This window comes from Pseudonocardia sp. Cha107L01 (assembly GCF_052566575.1).
The window spans coordinates 5,525,787-5,541,424 of sequence record NZ_CP199579.1; the positions used below are offsets into that span (position 1 = coordinate 5,525,787).

Below are 15,638 nucleotides of genomic sequence, written 5' to 3' on the forward strand. Positions count from 1 at the left end.
CGGGTCGGCGGGTTCACAGGTCGAGCACGAGACGGTCGTCGAGCGCGCGGGACACGCAGATGAACATGCAGTCGCCCTCCGCGCGCTCGTCGTCCTCCAGGATCGAGTCGCGGTGGTCGGGGGCGCCGGCCAGCACGGTGGTCTCACAGGTCCCGCAGGTGCCCTGGCGGCATGAGGACAGCACGTCGACGCCGGCCGCGTGCACCGCATCCAGCACCGATACCCCCGGCGTGACGGTGACCGTGGCACCGGAGCGGGCCAGCTCGACCTCGAACGGGGCGGTGCGCGCCGGCGCCCCCTGATCGGCGGCGACGAAGCGCTCGGTGCGCAGTGAGTGCGCCGGCCAGGAGGCGCAGGCGGCCTCGATCGCGGCGAGCAGCGGGGCCGGGCCGCAGCAGTACACCCGCACGCCCGGGCCCGGCGCGCCGAGGAACCCGGCCAGGTCGAGCAGCCCGGACTCGTCCTGCGGCACCAGCTGTACCCGGTCGCCGTAGCGGGCCAACTCGTCCAGCCAGGCCATCGACGCCCGCCGGCGCCCGCCGTAGAGCAGCTGCCAGTCGGCGCCGAGCAGGTCGGCCTGGTGCACCATCGGCAGCAGCGGGGTGATGCCGATCCCGCCGCCGACGAACAGGTAGCGCCGCGCGGGCACCAGCGGGAAGTTGTTGCGCGGCCCGCCGACGCCGACCAGGTCGCCGGGGCGCAGCTCGTCGTGCACGTACGCCGACCCGCCCCGCCCGCCCGGCTCGCGCAGCACCCCGACCCGGTAGCTGTGCGAGTCCCACCGGTCGCCGCACAGTGAGTACTGCCGGGTCAGACCGTTGGGCAGCATCACGTCGATGTGCGAACCGGGTGTCCAGTCCGGCAGCCGCCTGCCGTCCGGGTGCGCCAGCTCGAGGCTGGCGACCCCGTCCGCGACGACCGTCTTGGCGGTGACCCGCAGCGTCACGACGTTCGCGGCGCCCGTTTCGGTACCGACCATCGGCCACCTCCCTCGGTGCTCGGCACTGAGCGTCTGCCGGCGCGTGGGTATCAGGACAGAGCGCTCTCAACCATTGAGAGACGAAGCGGGACCGCGACGGTGCGGCGCGGACGGGACCCGGGCGGCCGCCAACGTCCGGGTGATGCCGCGTGCGGCCGCCATCAGCACCGGAACCTGCTGGTAGGCGTTGCCGTCGTTGGGCACGATCGCGGACAGTGCGGCTACGACCTGGCTGTCGGTGCCGTTGTGACCGTCGGCGCCCCGCACCGGGACCGCCACCCCGGTCGCGTCCGGGTGGATGTGCCCGGCGCACAGAGCGAAGCCGGCCTTGCGGATCTCCGCGAGGGTGCCGCGGAGCCGGTCGGGGGTGGTGATCGTGTTCGGCGTGTAGCTGGGCAGCGGGCCGGCCAGGATGCGCTCCTGCAGCTCGGCGGGTCCGTGCGCCAGCAGCACGAGCCCGGACGAGGAGGCGTGCAGGTTCAGCCGGCCGGCGATCCGGGTGTAGTTGACCACCGCACCGGGCGCGGTCAGCCGCTCGACGAACAGCGCGTGGTCCCCGTCCAGCACGCCGAGCTGGACGTGGTGCCCGATCACCCCGTGCAGGTCCTCCAGGAACGGCATGGCGGCATCCCGCAGCGTGAGCGTGGGGGAGGCCCGCTGAGCCAGCTCCCAGAACCGCACCCCGATCCGGACCCGGCCGTCCGGCTGGCGGGCCAGCAGCCCGTGCCGGACCAGCTCGCCGATCAGCCGGGACGCGGTGGCGATGTGCAGCGGAACCCGGCGCGCGATCTCGGAGACCGACAACACCGGCTCATCCGGCGTGAAGGCCTCGAAGATCCGCACGGCCCTGGTCAGGACCGACTCGCCGGATTGGGTCCGAGCCACCCGGCCAGTCTGGCACGGTGCCGCCGCTGGACAGGGTTTCAGTGGTCCCGCTGGCCTAGCTGCCTGGACAGCTCGCGCGCGCCGTCGATGACCAGCCTCTCCCAGCCGGGACGCCCGGCGGAGGTCCACCGGCTGGCCGGCACCGAGATGCTCATCGCCGCGACGGTCCGGTCCAGGTGGTCGCGCACCGGCGCGCCGACGCAGCAGACGTCGGCGTTGGACTCGCACTCCTCGAGGCTCACCCCGCGCTCGGCGACCTCGCGCAGCTGGGCGCTCAGCCCGGCGACGCTGGTGATGCTGCGCTCGGTGAGCGCGGCGAGCTTCGCCCGTCGCGGGTAGAGCGCGGCGAGCTCGGCCTCGGTCAGGTCGGCCAGCAGCGCCTTGCCCACCGCCATGCAGTGCGCCGGCAGGGTGCGCCCGACAGCGGAGACCATGCGCACCGCCCTGGTGCTGTCCACCTTGGCGATGTAGACCACGCTGCTGCCCTCGCGCACGGCCACGTGCACCGTCTCGTTGCACTCCGCGCAGATGCGCTCGGCGACCTCGGTGGCGACCTTGACCAGGTCGAAGCGCTCGCCGTATGCGTTGCCGAGCTGGAAGAGGCGCAGCCCGAGCCGGTAGTGCCCGGACAGCTCGTCGCGCGTGAGGTAGCGGCGCTCGGTGAGGGTGACGAGCAGCTCGTGCACCGTGGTGCGCGGCAGCCCGGTGCGCTGGGTGATCTGTGACGCGGACAGCGCGGCGTCCTCGGCGAGGAACAGCTCCAGGACGTCCAGGCCGCGCAGTACGGCGGGCGTGAGCCGAACCACGGCGGTCACCTCTCCGGATGCGGTGTGCGAAATCTAGCGACTCACCCTGCGAAATCCAGCGACTCGCCGGGACGGGGTTACCTGACCTCCCCGGGACGGGGTTACATGACGGTGCCGAGGTGCCAGGGCACGAACTCCTCCTCGCCGTAGTCCAGCGCCTCGCTCTTCGTCGGCTCGCCGGAGGCCACCGCGAGCACCCGGTCGAAGATCACCGCGCCCAGCTCCTCGACGGTGGTGCTGCCGTCCGCGATGCCGCCGGCGTTGATGTCCATGTCGTCGGTCATGTGCTCGTAGAGCGGGGTGTTGGTGGCCAGTTTCAGGCTGGGCACCGGGGCGCAGCCGAACGCCGAGCCGCGCCCGGTGGTGAAGCAGACGACGTTGGCGCCGCCGGCCACGATGCCGGTCACCGAGACCGGGTCGTAGCCGGGGGTGTCCATGAACACGAAGCCCGGCGTGGTCACCGGTTCGGCGTACTCGACGACGTCGACCAGCGTGGTGGTGCCGCCCTTGGCCACCGCGCCCAGCGACTTCTCCAGGATGGTGGTCAGCCCGCCCGCCTTGTTGCCCGGTGACGGGTTGTTGTCCATCGAGCCGCCGTTGCGCGCGGTGTACTCGCGCCACCAGTCGATCCGCTCGAGCAGCTTGCGGCCGACCTTCTCGGAGGCGGCCCGGCGCACCAGCATGTGCTCGGTGCCGTAGATCTCCGGCGTCTCGCCGACGACGCCGGTGCCGCCGTTGCGCACCAGGCGGTCCACCGCGTTGCCCAGCGCCGGGTTCGCGGTGAGCCCGGAGTAGGAGTCCGAGCCGCCGCAGTTGGTGCCGAGGATGATCTTGCTGGCCGGCAGCCTGGTGCGGCGGGCCCGGTCGGCGACCGGCAGCATCTCGGTCAGCCGGGCCACTCCCGCGGCCACCGTCTTCTTGGTGCCGCCGATCTCCTGGATGGTGCTGGCGAACACCGGCACGTCGGCGCGGATCCGCACGTCCCGGGTGAGCGCGGCGATCTGGTTGTCCTCGCAGCCCAGCCCGAGGATCACGAACCCGGCGAAGTTCGGGTGCGTCAGGTAGCCGCGCATCACCCGGCGCAGCACGTCCATGCCCTCGCCGTCGGGTGCCATCCCGCAGCCCTGCCCGTGGGTCAGCGCGACTACGCCGTCCACGTGTTCGAAGTCGTCCAGCACACCGGAGTAGCGCATCCGGGCCGCGATCTGCTTGGCCGCCGTCGCCGAGCAGTTCACGCTGGTCAGCACCCCGAGGTAGTTGCGGGTGCCGACGGTGCCGTCGGAGCGCAGGTAGCCGTCGAAGCTGGCCCGCTCGGACTCGTCGAGCAGCTCCTCGACCTTGGCGTCCACCGCGAACTCGTAGTCCCGCTGGAACTCGCGGTACTCGAGGTTGTGCAGGTGCACGTGTTCGCCGGCGGCGATGTCCCGCGCGGCGAAGCCGATGACCTGCCCGTAGCGCAGCACCCGCGCACCGGCGGGCAGGTCGCGCAGTGCGATCTTGTGGCCGCGGGCGATGTCGTCGCGTGCGGTGAGCGCCCGCTCGCCGTTGTCCAGCTGGGCGCCCGCGGTGATGTCGGTGCCGGCGATGGCGACGTCGTCGATCGGCTGGAGCCGGATGAGGCGTGGTGCCTGCGCTCGGGTCGGCGGTGTTGGGGTCATGGTCCCTCCACGGGCGGCGGTGCCTTTGCAGTCGGCCATTGCGGTCGGGCTCCCGCAAACTTTACCCTCGATGTTCGACAAGCAGGACTACATTCGAAATATCGAACAGCGGATTGGACGGCACATGTCCGAGTCCGTCGCACGGGAGCACGCGTGAACAACAGCGCTGGGACTGACGCTCGGGCCGGTCTGACCGGCGTCGTCCCGGTCGTTCCGACGATCTTCCGGGAGGACGAGGGGCTCGACCTGCCGGGACTGCGCCGGGTGATCGACTACCTGATCGACGGCGACGTCGACGGGCTGTGCGCGCTGGCCAACTACGCCGAGCAGTTCTCGCTGACCGACGCCGAGCGGGACGAGGTCGGCGCCGCGATCCTGGAGCACGTCGCCGGGCGGGTTCCGGTGATCGTGGCGACGAGCCACTTCAGTGCGCGGGTGGCCGCCGCGCGCAGCCGGGCGGCCCAGGATCTAGGTGCCGACATGGTCATGCTGATGCCGCCGTTCTTCGGTGCGACGCTCGCGGCCGCCGGCCCGAGCGTGATCGACTTCTTCGGGACGGTGGCCGCCGCGATCGACATCCCGATCATGGTGCAGGACGCGCCGGTGTCCAGCACGCCGCTCCCGACCGAACTGCTCGTCGACCTGGTCAAGCAGGTCCCGGCGGTGCGCTACGCCAAGATCGAGGTGCCGTTCGCGGCGGAGAAGCTGGCTGCGCTGGTCAGCGCGCTCGGGGCCGCGCTGCCCGGCCCGTTCGACGGCGAGGAGTCGGTCACCCTGATACCGGACCTGGACGCCGGCGCGGTCGGCACCATGTGCAGCTCGATGGTGCCCGCCGAGCTGGGCGCGATCGTGCGTGGCTACCTGGCCGGCGACCGCGGCGTGGCGGTCACCGCGTGGGAGCGGCTGCTGCCCCTGATCCACTTCGAGAACCGGCAGTGCGGTCTGCGGGCCCAGAAGATCCTGCTCGCGGAGGGCGGTGTGATCGCCTCGGAGCGCACCCGCGCGCCGCTGGGGCCCGTCTCGCCGCGCACCCGCTCCGGGCTGGTCGAGCTCGCCCGCCGGCACGACCCGCTGGTGCTGCGCTGGGCGCGCTGAGCCGATCCGCGGGGTGGGTGCCTGTCGCGCAGCACCTTGTTACCGAGCTGCACGTGGTGCTGGTCCGGCGGCCCGAAATACCTGCCTGGTGTGCAGTTCGGTAACAACAGGCACCCGAGCCGGCTCCGGCGGGATGGGGATGACCATGGACCTGCCGCTGGAGCACTGGTTCCGCGGCCTGCGGGTGGCCCGGGTGGTCGAGGGGCCGAGCGAGATCCACCGGTTCCTGATCGCCCGCAACCTGCTCGGCGGCGCGGCGCTCGGGAGGGTCTCGTGACCGACACCTCCGCCGCCCGCTCCACCGACCTCGGCCCGCTGCTGCGGCCGGCGTCGATCGCGATCATCGGCGCGTCCGCCAACGCCCAGGTGATCAGCGGCATCCCGCAGGCCGTCCTGGCCCAGCACGGCTACACCGGGGCGGTGTACCCGGTGAACCCGAGGCTTCACCAGCGGCGCGCGGACGGCGGCGGCGCTGCGGGCGCTCGTCGGTTGAGCGGTGCCGCGCATCGGCCGGCACCCCCGGCGCGGTCAGGCGACCAGGATCCGACGGGCACCGACTCGTGGCCGGGTGCGGCGCCGGGTCGGCGGTGCGATGGCCACCGGGAGCGGCCGGGCCGGGTCGAGCGGGTCGACCGGGTCCCGTGGGTCGAGCCGGGCCAGCGCGGTGCGCAGGGAGGCCACCGCCGCGGTGAGGGTGTGTTCCTCGGCGGCGGTGAGGGCCGTGCCGCCGGCGGCACGCACCTCGGCGTCGACCGCGGCGATGATCCGCTGCGCGTCGCGCAGGGCGGTCAGGGTCCGCCAGTGCGGCAGGCCGGTCAGCTCGGTGAGCGTGTCCAGCCGGGAGTCGAGCTCCCAGGCGAAGCGGTGCAGCGGCAGCGTGTCAGTGGTGTAGGTGTCGATGGTGTCGCGCAGTCCGTCGGTGACGAACCTGCGCAGCGGTGACCGGGGGAGGGAAGTCATCGGTGATCCAGTCCAAGGGGACGGGGGCGTTCCGCGAGCATGCGGGCACGACCAGGGACATGAGTGATGAACCTGGCCTCCGCGGCGAAATCACACCGAGACCTACAACGCCCGGGGCGGGGGCGGCGACGGACTACGACACACCGACGCTCCTACCGAGCACCGGTCACGCTAACGGCCGGGACCACCGCCGGTCAACACACGGCCGTGCGGTGGGTCGGACCGGACGGCTCAGCCCGCCAGCCGGGGCCACCAGCTGGCCGGCCGCTCGGGAGCGCCGCCGACCCCGAACTCGCTGTTCCACCAGAAGCGGTGTGCGCAGCTCGGGCACTGGCAGAACATGTTGCCGACCTCGTAGCCGAGCAGGTAGCACCAGCCCGGGTCGTCGTCGCAGGCCGGGCAGCTGGTCCACACGCGGCGGCCGATGTCCGCGTTGCGGTCGATCATCCGAGGACACCGGCCGCGCGCAGCTCGTCGTAGACGGCCTGCTGCTCGGCATCCAGGTTGCTGTACAGGCGGCGGTGCGCCTCGCGCTCGCCCTCGAGCAGTTCGATGGGGTCGTACAGGCCGGCGGAGGCCTCCAAGACCAGTGCCAGTCGCTCCTGGTCGCCCAGATCCACGCGGAACTCGTGCAGCACGGCGGCTCCTTCACCGGGTGCGCAGGCGGCTCGGGGCACGCCCAACACCGCCACAAATACCTGAGCGGTCGCCGCCGGCGCAGCTCGCTGTGACCAGCACCTCGTTGAATTGTGGCCAGTGAGACGAACGTCATGTAGTGGGCCGGCCACGCTCCGTAGCGAGAGGGGTCTGCCGGTGGCCGCGGCCGAGGGAGTAGGTCAGCCGAGCAGGGTGGTGAGCTCGGCGGCCGGGCGGACCGAACCGACCGGCTGGCCACCACCGAGCAGCGGGTGTTCGAGCTGTGCCCGGACCACGTCGTTGTCCACCCCGAGCCAGCGCAGGGTGGCCGCGACCACCACCGCCCGGGCCCGCGACGCGCCGTCGTCGATCTTGACCGCGATGCCGCGGCCGTCGGCGAGCCCGACCGCGTAGACCGCCTCCGCGCCGCCCTTGCAGAACAGGCCCGGCACCGAGCGCATCAGCGCTGCCTCGTCCCGCCGGCTGCCGCTGGCGTACTCCGGGTGCCGCCGGTAGGCGTCGGCGATGCGGCCCTCGAACGTGGCCGGGTCGGCCGAGGCGAGGCGGCCGAAGGCGCGGGCCAGTCCGGCCAGGCTGATGGCCAGCAGCGGGGCGCCGCAGCCGTCCACCGCGATGGCCGCGGCCGGCTCACCGGCGGTGTCCTCGACCGCCCTCCGGATCGCCCGCTGCACCGGGTGCTCCGGGTCGCGGTAGCTGTCGGTGTCCCAGCCGTTGGCCACGCAGGTGGCCAGCATGGCCGCGTGCTTGCCCGAGCAGTTCATGGTGATCGCCTCGACCCGGTGGCCGGCCCGGATCCAGTCGTCGCGGGCCCGCTCGTCCAGCGGGTACGCCGGTGGTGTCCGCAGCGCAGACTCGGACAGCCCGGCACCGGCCAGGATCCGCCGCACCCCGGCCAGGTGGAAGTCCTCCCCGGAGTGCGAGGCGGCGGCGAGGGCGAGCAGCTCGCCGTCCAGGTCCAGCCCGGCGCGCAGCATGCCGAGGGCCTGCATCGGCTTGTTGCAGGAGCGCGGGAACATCGGCCGGTCCACCACGCCGGCGGCGAACTCGACGGTGCCGGCCGGCCCGGTCACCACCACCGACCCGTGGTGGTGGCCCTCCACGAATTCGTTCCGGACCACGTCGGCGACGATCACTGGGGCGGTCACCGTCGCCAGCGTAGATGGGCTCGACCGGGTCGGTGGGCCGGGCAGTAGCTGGCACCCGGCGCAACGCGGTGTTCACGGCGGCGACCCTGGCCGGACACAGTCCGCCGCTTCGATGAGCCTCGCCCTACCCGACGGAGTCCGAGGTGCCTGCCCGTGTGCGACGGAACAGCCGTCCGCCCCGTCAACGGCCACCCAGGACAGCCAGACCCCGGACAGCCAGACCCCGCGCGGTCGGGCTTCGGCTGGCTCGCCGGCACCTGGCGCCGCACCCTGCTCGTCGACGGGACCGGCGCCGAGGACGTGAGCACCGAGGTCACCTGGCTGCAGGGCGCCCGGCACTATCTCGACCTGCGCCGACCACCCGGACGGCCCCCGTTCGACGCCGTGCGCCGGCTACGGGACCTCAGTCGCGACCAGGTCCGCTGGCTGGCCACCCAGGAGGCCTTCGCCGGCGAGCTGACCGACTCGGGTGATCACGTCGAGTGGGCGAGGCGCATCGATCTGCACCCGCCCGCGCGGCACCCGGACGCCGGCACCCTGACCGAGGCGGACGGGTTCCTGGTCGAGCGTGGCTGGTACGCCAACTACGTCGAGCACTGGCTCCGGGTACCGGCGGCCGCCGAACCGATGTGGTCGCTGTCCCTGGTGGAGATCGGGACCGGCGTCCGGGCGAGCGTGCTGCGCGTCGGGGCGAGCTTCGGCTGGGCCAGGGGGCGCCGCCGCGAGCTCACCGACCCTCGGCCGCTGCGCGAGGTGGTCGACGCCGCCGGGTCGCTCACCGAGGCGCAGGACGCGGTCGACGTGGAGGTCTCCCTCGGCGCGGTCCGGGACGGCGCGTGGACCGTGGCGGCGTCGACGCTGCCCTACCGCGAGCACACCGCGCTGAACCTGTCGCTGCCCGCCGATCCCGTCGCCGGCGCCACCGTGACGACCAGGGAGCCCACCGCGGCGGGGCGGACCGTGTCGCGCGCCTGGACCGTGACCGACATAGAGGGAGAGGTGACCGGGTGAGCGGGATCAGTTCCTTCACCGAGGTACCGATGATCGACATATCCGGGTTGCGCTCGGCCGATCCGACCCGGCGGCGGCGGGTGGTCGACGAGCTCGGGGCGGCCAGCCGGGAGGTCGGGTTCTGCTACCTCACCGGCACCGGGGTGGCGGCCGAGCTCTTCGACGACCTGCTGTCGGCGACCAAGCGGTTCTTCGCGCTCCCGCTGGAGACCAAGATGCGGCACTACATCGGCAACTCGAGGTGCCACCGCGGCTACGTGCCGGAGGGCGAGGAGGTGTTCAGCGGCGGCACGGTGGACCGCAAGGAGGCCTTCGACACCGGCCTCGACCTGCCCGCCGACGACCCGGACCACCTCGCCGGGAACCCGCTGCTCGGCCCGAACCAGTGGCCCGAGCTGCCCGGGTTCGCCGCCGCCGTGAGCGCCTACTACGCCGAGGTGCTCGACCTCGGGCGACTGCTGCTCACCGCGTTCGCCCTCACCCTTGGCGAGCCGCCGGAGTCGTTCCAGCGGGTGGTGACCAAGCCACCGAGCCAGCTGCGGCTCATCCACTACCCGTTCGAGCCGGACGCCAGGGACAGCGTCGGCATCGGTGCGCACACCGACTACGAGTGCTTCACCCTGCTCAAGCCGACCGCGCCGGGGCTCGAGGTGCTCAACGGGGCCGGCGACTGGATCGACGTGCCGCCCCGGCCGGACGCGTTCGTGCTCAACATCGGCGACATGCTGGAGACCTGGACGAACGGTGAGTTCGTGGCGACCACGCACCGGGTCCGCAAGGTGCGCGAGGAGCGGTACTCGTTCCCGCTGTTCTTCTGTGTCGACTACGACACGACCGTCGCGCCGCTGGCACGGTTCGTCCGGTCGGGCCGGCCGGCGCGCCCCGCCGTGCTGGCCGGCGAGCACCTGTTCGCGCAGACCGCCCAGAGTTTCGGGTACCTGAAACGGCGCATCGCCGCCGGCGAGCTCACCCTGCCCGACGGCGCGCTGGCCCTGTCCAGCTTCGGCCAGGAAGCCAGGCAACGGGAGCGCGCGTGACGCGGAGAGATCCTCAGGGAATGAGTCCTAGAGCAACGCGAGTGCACCAATGGGGTCCCTGTTCACACAGCCGATACGAACCGGGAAAGCCCGGGTCATCCGCGAAGGGTGTGCTAAGCGGGACTCACCGAGCGTGAGGCGTGTCTAGGGTTCCGTCGCCGCGACGAGGGGTCGCGGCGGGACTGGTCCGAGAGACACAGGCGGGGTTCCTCCCCGTTCCACGGCGGGATAAAAGCCCGGGAGAAGCCCTAGTCGGCTGCTCCCGCGTTGCCGACGTGAGTTCGCGGAGGACGCGTGGTTGATCTCAACACCGCCGGCCAGCGCTCGATCCCCACTGAACCGACCACCACCGCCCGTGCCGGGGACGCTGTCGTCGAGGCGACCGGCCTGCGGGTCTCGCTGAGCCGGGGCGGCCGCCGGTTCGACGTGCTGCGCGGGGTCGACCTGCAGGTGCAGCGCGGCGAGATCCTCGGCCTGGTCGGCGAGTCGGGCTCGGGCAAGAGTGTGCTGAGCCTGGCCATGTTGGGTCTGCTGCCCGCGACCTCCCAGCCGCAGCTGCAGGGCCGGCTGCGGGTCACCGGCACCGACATGCTGACCAGCGACGCGGAGGCCCGGCGGGCGAACCGGCGGGCCCATCTTGGCGCCGTCTTCCAGGACCCGATGACCTCGCTGAACCCGACCATGCGGGTGGGTCGGCAGGTGATCGAGGCGGCCGGCGGCGCGGACGAGGCGATCCGGCTGCTGGACCTGGTCGGCGTGCCCGACGCCCGGCGGCGGATGAACAGCTTCCCGCACGAGCTCTCCGGCGGTCTACGGCAGCGGGTGATGATCGCGATGGCGGTCGCCGGCAACCCCGAGCTGGTGATCGCCGACGAGCCGACCACCGCGCTGGACGTCACGGTCCAGGCGCAGGTGCTCAGCCTGCTGCGGACGCTGCGTGACGAGCTCGGCTGCAGCGTGCTGATGATCACCCATGACCTGGGCGTCGCCGCGCAGGTGGCCGACCGGGTCGCGGTGCTGTACGCCGGGCGGCTCGCCGAGCTGGGGCCTACCGCCGCCGTCCTGAGCGAGCCCGCGCACCCCTACACCGCCGGGCTGATGCGCTCGCGGCTGTCCCTGCACACCGATCGGGCCAGCGAGCTGATGACGGTGGCCGGGGCGCCGCCGGACCCGGCCCGGATGCCGCCCGGCTGCGCCTACGCGCCGCGCTGCCCGCAGGCAACCGACGCCTGCCTCGAACAGCTCCCCGAGCCGGTGCCGGTGGAAACCGACGAGGGTACCGACGCCACCCATCTGCGGGCCTGCATCGCCGACCTCTCGAGCGTGCGCCGGCTGGCCGCCGCGGTGACCCCCGCCGTGCCCATCGCCCCGGTGACCGCCTCGGCCGCCACGGAGTCCGACGCGGCCACGGTGCGGCGGGTGGAGAAGACGTTCCGGGTCAAGGTCGGCCGCTCACTCGGGCCGAAGGGCCGGCTGGCCGCGCTGCGCAGGGTGTCGCTGGACATCGCCCAGGGCGAGTCGGTGGCCCTGGTGGGGGAGAGCGGCTCGGGCAAGTCGACGCTGCTGCGGGTGATCGCCGGGCTGGAACGCGCGGACGGCGGCGGTGAGGTCGTGCTCGCCGACGGCGCGCCGCCGCAGATGGTGTTCCAGGACGCCGGCGCGTCGCTCACCCCGTGGCTGACCGTCGGCGCGCTGATCGGCGAGCGGCTGCGGCACGAGAAGCTGACCAGCTCGGCGCGGCGGGACCGGGTGGTGGCGGCGCTCGCGAAGGTCGGCCTGCCCGAGGCGGTGGCCGACGTGCGGGCCGGGGAGCTGTCCGGCGGGCAACGCCAACGGGTCGCGCTGGCCCGCGCCACCGTGGTGCCGCCGAGGCTGCTGCTCTGCGACGAACCCACCAGCGCGCTGGACGTCTCGCTCGCGGCGTCGGTGCTCAACCTGATCCGCGAGCTGCGCGGCTCGCTCGGCATGGCGGTGCTGTTCGTGACCCACGACCTGTCCGTGGCGCGCATCGTCGCGGACCGGATCGCGGTGATGTACCTCGGCAGGATCGTGGAGATCGGCCCGGCCGAGGAGCTCATCGCCGCGCCGAGGCATCCCTACACCCAGGCGTTGATCAGCGCGGTGCCCGGCTTCGGGGTGGCCCCGCCCGCCGTGCTCGGGGAGCCGGCCAGCCCGCTGGCGCCGCCGCCGGGCTGCGACTTCCACCCGCGCTGCCCGATCGCCGTCGAGGCCTGCAGCCAACCCGAGCTGGACGTGCCGCTCGAGCTGTCGCCACCCCGCGACGGCCTCGGGTCCGGCCGCCGGGTGGCCTGTATCCAGGTGGGGAGGGCGTCCTGATGGCCGTCGCCGAAGCATTCCAGCCCACGATCGGCCGCCGGTGGGGGCGCCCGGGCGTCCGCGCCGCGGCCCGGGCCGCCAGCCGCCGTGACCTGGCCGCCGCCGGCCTGCTGGTGCTGGTCACGGTGCTGGCGCTGGCCGCGCCGGTGCTGGCGCCGCACAGCCCACTCACCCCGGTCGGCACCCCCGAGCTGCCGCCGCTGCAGGGCGGGTTTCTACTCGGCAGTGACAGCGTCGGGCGCGACGTGCTCAGCCGGGTGCTGTACGGCATCCGCGCCTCGTGGTTCGCGGCGCTGGGGGTGGTCGCGCTCGGCGTCCTGCTCGGAGGGGCGATCGGGTTGCTCGCCGGCACGGTGGGCGGCTGGGTGGACAACCTGCTGATGCGGATCACCGACGGGTTCCTGGCGCTGCCCGCGCCGATCGTGGCCATCGCGGTGGTCGCGGCGCTGGGTCCCAGCCTGCTGCACACGCTGATCGCGGTGTCGGTGGTCTGGTGGCCGTTCTACGCGCGGATCGTGCGCGGTGAGATACGCACCCTGGCGGCCCGGCCGCACGTCGAGGCGGCCCGGCTGTCCGGCAGCGGCGGTTGGCGGATCGCGGTGCGCCACCTGCTGCCCGGCGCGGTGCCGGCGATCTTCGTGACCGCGAGCCTGGACATCGGGAACCTCATCCTGACCTTGTCCGGGCTGTCGTTCCTGGGCCTGGGCCAGTCGGCGCCGGCCGCCGAGCTCGGCGCGGACACCGCCCGCAACCTCAGCTACCTGCTCTACGACTGGTGGATCCCGGTGATGCCGGGGATCGCGGTGGCGCTGCTGGCGCTGGCCGCGAACGTCGCCGGCGACGGCATCCGAAACCTCCTCGCTCAACGCTGACCGCGCTGTTCCTCCCCACCCACCCGCCGTTGATCCCCGCCCCAGCCGGAGCCGCCCCGTGTTGATTCTCGTCGCCAAGCGACTGGTCGCCGCAGTAGTGATCATGGTTGCGCTGAGCGCCGCCCTGTTCGGGCTGCAGCGGGTGTCCAAGTCGGACCCGGTGCACACCATGCTCGGCCCGGGGGCCAGCCCTCAGGCCATCGCGATCGAACGGCACAAGCTCGGGCTGGACCAACCGGTCCCGACCCAGTTCTGGCACTACCTGGTGGGGGTCGCGCACGGCGACCTCGGGGTGTCCTACCGGACCCGGTCACCCGTCGCGACGGACCTGCGCACGTTCCTGCCGGCCACCGTCGAGCTGGCGGCGTTCGCGCTGCTGCTGGCGCTGGTCCTGGCGGTGCTGCTCGCGGTGGCGACCACGCTGAACTGGCCGGGGGCCGGGGTGCTGCGGTTCGTGCTGCTGCTCGGTGGCTCGACGCCGGCGTTCTTCCTGGCCATCGGCGGGATCATCGTCTTCTACAAGTACCTGGGGATACTGCCGGCCACCGGGCGCTTGACGGGGTCGCCGCCCAGTGGTGGTCCGACGCACCTGCTCACCGTGGACGCGGTGCTGCACGGCCAGCCCGGGGTGTTCCTCGACGCGCTGCGGCACCTGCTGCTGCCGGCGCTGGCGGTGGCGACCGGGCCGGCGATCTCGATCGGGCGGGTGCTGCGCTCCAGCCTGATCACCACGATGAGCCAGGACTACATCCGTACCGCGCGCGCGAAGGGGCTGCGGGAATGGGTGGTGCTGGCCAAGCACGTGCTGCGCAACTCGGCCGGCCCGGCGCTGTCGATGACCGGTCTGCAGGTGGGGCTGCTGTTCGCCGGGGTGCTGGTGGTCGAGTCGATCTTCGCGTGGCCGGGTCTCGGCCAGTACACCTCGCAGAGCCTGCCGGTGGACGACTTCCCGGCGATCGCCGGCGTGACGCTGTTGCTCGGCGCCGGCTACGTGCTGATCAACACCGTGGTGGACATCCTGCAGTCGCTGGCGGATCCGAGGATCGATGTCTGAACAGCCCGAGAAGTCCGAGCCCGAGAAGTCCGAGCCCGGGAAGTCCGAGCCCGGGAAGCCGGCCCGCGTACCCGGGCCGATGTACGTCAACCGCACCGACCGCGAGCTCGGTGTCACCGGCATCCAGACGTTCATGAAGCTGCCGGTCTGCCTGACCCCGGCCGACCTGCGGGCCGGCAAGATGGACGCCGCCGTGTGCGGGGTGCCCTGGGACGGCACCGTGACCGCGCGCTCCGGCACCCACCTCGGGCCGCAGGCGATCCGGTCCTGCGACTACGTGGGCGGGTACGGGGTCTCGCTGCCGCACCTGGACGTGCGGGTCGACCCGCTGGAGCACCTGACGGTCTGCGACTACGGCGACTCCGACGTACTGCCCGGCAACACCGACGGCACCTTCGACGCGATCCGCGAGTTCATCGCCGAGATCGTCGGCACCGGGGCGATCCCGCTGATCATGGGCGGGGACCACGGCATCACCTGGCCGACCGCGACCGCCGTCGCCGACCACTACGGCCACGGCAAGGTCGGCATCGTGCACTTCGACGCGCACGCCGACACCGCGCCGGACATGCGCGGCAACCTCGCCGGACACGGCACCCCGATGCGCCGGCTGATCGAGAGCGGCGCGGTGCCGGGGCGCAACTTCGTGCAGGTCGGCCTGCGTGGCTACTGGCCGCCGGCGGACACGCTGGACTGGATGGAGACCAACGAGCTGCGCACCCACTTCATGGCCGAGATCCGCCGCGACGGGTTCGACGTGGTGCTCGAACGGGCCCTGGACGAGGCGCTGGACCAGGCCGACTACCTCTACCTTTCGGTCGACGTGGACGCCTGCGACCCGGCGTTCGCACCCGGCACCGGCACGCCCGAGCCGGGTGGGCTGACCAGCGGCGAGATGCTGCGCGCGGTGCGCCGACTGGCCGCCGAGGTGGGCCTGGTCGGCATGGACGTGGTGGAGGTGAGCCCGCCGTACGACTCGGGCAACAGCATCACCGCGCTGCTCGCGCACCGGTGCCTGCGCGAGGCGCTGGTCGGTACCGCCATGCGTCGTCTCGGGCTCACCCAGCCCGACTACGTGGACCCCCGATCGGCCGGCACCGGCAGCGCCCGGACCTGCCGGACCCCTGAGCCCTAGCTAGCGA

At 72.8% G+C, this 15,638-nt stretch carries 16 protein-coding genes and 1 riboswitch; of the genes, 8 read left to right on the forward strand and 8 right to left on the reverse strand.

Annotation, left to right across the window (positions count from 1 at the left end; translation table 11 throughout):
* Window positions 1–13 precede the first annotated feature (13 nt).
* The 4 genes from ACTXG6_RS25770 to ACTXG6_RS25785 form a co-directional block, all read right to left on the reverse strand.
* Window positions 14–979 (reverse strand): PDR/VanB family oxidoreductase, encoded by a 966-nt coding sequence (locus ACTXG6_RS25770; RefSeq protein WP_445181954.1) that lies wholly within the window; start codon window positions 977–979, stop codon window positions 14–16.
* A 66-nt stretch (window positions 980–1,045) separates the two neighbouring features.
* Window positions 1,046–1,864 (reverse strand): IclR family transcriptional regulator, encoded by an 819-nt coding sequence (locus ACTXG6_RS25775; protein ID WP_445181955.1) that lies wholly within the window; start codon window positions 1,862–1,864, stop codon window positions 1,046–1,048.
* A gap of 38 nt (window positions 1,865–1,902) precedes the next feature.
* Complete coding sequence (locus ACTXG6_RS25780) at window positions 1,903–2,670, reverse strand: IclR family transcriptional regulator (protein WP_445181956.1); 768 nt, start codon at window positions 2,668–2,670, stop codon at window positions 1,903–1,905.
* A gap of 101 nt (window positions 2,671–2,771) precedes the next feature.
* On the reverse strand, window positions 2,772–4,328 hold the full coding sequence (locus tag ACTXG6_RS25785) for a UxaA family hydrolase (RefSeq protein WP_445181957.1): 1,557 nt from the start codon (window positions 4,326–4,328) through the stop codon (window positions 2,772–2,774).
* 153 nt (window positions 4,329–4,481) lie between these two features.
* Between ACTXG6_RS25785 and ACTXG6_RS25790 the strand changes: the two genes are divergently transcribed.
* A complete protein-coding gene (locus tag ACTXG6_RS25790; RefSeq protein WP_445181958.1) occupies window positions 4,482–5,423 on the forward strand; it encodes a dihydrodipicolinate synthase family protein in 942 nt (313 codons plus the stop codon).
* Window positions 5,424–5,562: 139 nt separating this feature from the next.
* A complete protein-coding gene (locus ACTXG6_RS25795; protein ID WP_445181959.1) occupies window positions 5,563–5,700 on the forward strand; it encodes an acyl-CoA dehydrogenase family protein in 138 nt (45 codons plus the stop codon).
* Window positions 5,701–5,951: 251 nt separating this feature from the next.
* Here ACTXG6_RS25795 and ACTXG6_RS25800 read toward each other — a convergent pair whose 3' ends face one another.
* The 4 genes from ACTXG6_RS25800 to ACTXG6_RS25815 form a co-directional block, all read right to left on the reverse strand.
* Window positions 5,952–6,383 (reverse strand): hypothetical protein, encoded by a 432-nt coding sequence (locus ACTXG6_RS25800; RefSeq protein ID WP_445181960.1) that lies wholly within the window; start codon window positions 6,381–6,383, stop codon window positions 5,952–5,954.
* 231 nt (window positions 6,384–6,614) lie between these two features.
* Complete coding sequence (locus tag ACTXG6_RS25805) at window positions 6,615–6,830, reverse strand: hypothetical protein (protein WP_445181961.1); 216 nt, start codon at window positions 6,828–6,830, stop codon at window positions 6,615–6,617.
* Window positions 6,827–7,021: a DUF6400 family protein gene (locus ACTXG6_RS25810; RefSeq protein ID WP_445181962.1), complete on the reverse strand. Its 195-nt coding sequence runs from the start codon at window positions 7,019–7,021 to the stop codon at window positions 6,827–6,829. Before ACTXG6_RS25810 ends, ACTXG6_RS25805 begins: the two co-directional genes overlap by 4 nt.
* A gap of 198 nt (window positions 7,022–7,219) precedes the next feature.
* Window positions 7,220–8,185, reverse strand: coding sequence for an asparaginase (locus tag ACTXG6_RS25815; RefSeq protein WP_445181963.1), 966 nt, complete (start codon window positions 8,183–8,185; stop codon window positions 7,220–7,222).
* Window positions 8,186–8,338: 153 nt separating this feature from the next.
* Here ACTXG6_RS25815 and ACTXG6_RS25820 point away from each other — a divergent pair, with 153 nt between their 5' ends.
* The 6 genes from ACTXG6_RS25820 to speB all read left to right on the forward strand — a co-directional run bounded on the left by ACTXG6_RS25820 (window position 8,339) and on the right by speB (window position 15,631).
* Window positions 8,339–9,196, forward strand: a complete 858-nt coding sequence (locus tag ACTXG6_RS25820; RefSeq protein WP_445181964.1) for a hypothetical protein — start codon at window positions 8,339–8,341, stop codon at window positions 9,194–9,196.
* Complete coding sequence (locus tag ACTXG6_RS25825; RefSeq protein ID WP_445181965.1) at window positions 9,193–10,233, forward strand: isopenicillin N synthase family dioxygenase; 1,041 nt, start codon at window positions 9,193–9,195, stop codon at window positions 10,231–10,233. Before ACTXG6_RS25820 ends, ACTXG6_RS25825 begins: the two co-directional genes overlap by 4 nt.
* A gap of 133 nt (window positions 10,234–10,366) precedes the next feature.
* Window positions 10,367–10,478, forward strand: a riboswitch (guanidine-I (ykkC/yxkD leader).
* Window positions 10,479–10,527: 49 nt separating this feature from the next.
* A complete protein-coding gene (locus ACTXG6_RS25830) occupies window positions 10,528–12,570 on the forward strand; it encodes a dipeptide ABC transporter ATP-binding protein (RefSeq protein WP_445181966.1) in 2,043 nt (680 codons plus the stop codon).
* Window positions 12,570–13,442, forward strand: a complete 873-nt coding sequence (locus ACTXG6_RS25835; protein ID WP_445181967.1) for an ABC transporter permease — start codon at window positions 12,570–12,572, stop codon at window positions 13,440–13,442. The genes ACTXG6_RS25830 and ACTXG6_RS25835 overlap by 1 nt, the downstream gene beginning before the upstream one ends.
* Window positions 13,443–13,500: 58 nt before the next feature.
* Window positions 13,501–14,496 carry an ABC transporter permease gene (locus ACTXG6_RS25840; protein WP_445181968.1) on the forward strand — a complete coding sequence of 332 codons (996 nt, stop codon included), beginning with the start codon at window positions 13,501–13,503 and terminating at the stop codon, window positions 14,494–14,496.
* Entirely contained in the window at window positions 14,489–15,631 is a 1,143-nt protein-coding gene (gene speB / locus ACTXG6_RS25845) for an agmatinase (RefSeq protein WP_445181969.1), read from the forward strand. Before ACTXG6_RS25840 ends, speB begins: the two co-directional genes overlap by 8 nt.
* The last annotated feature ends 7 nt before the right edge of the window (window positions 15,632–15,638 follow it).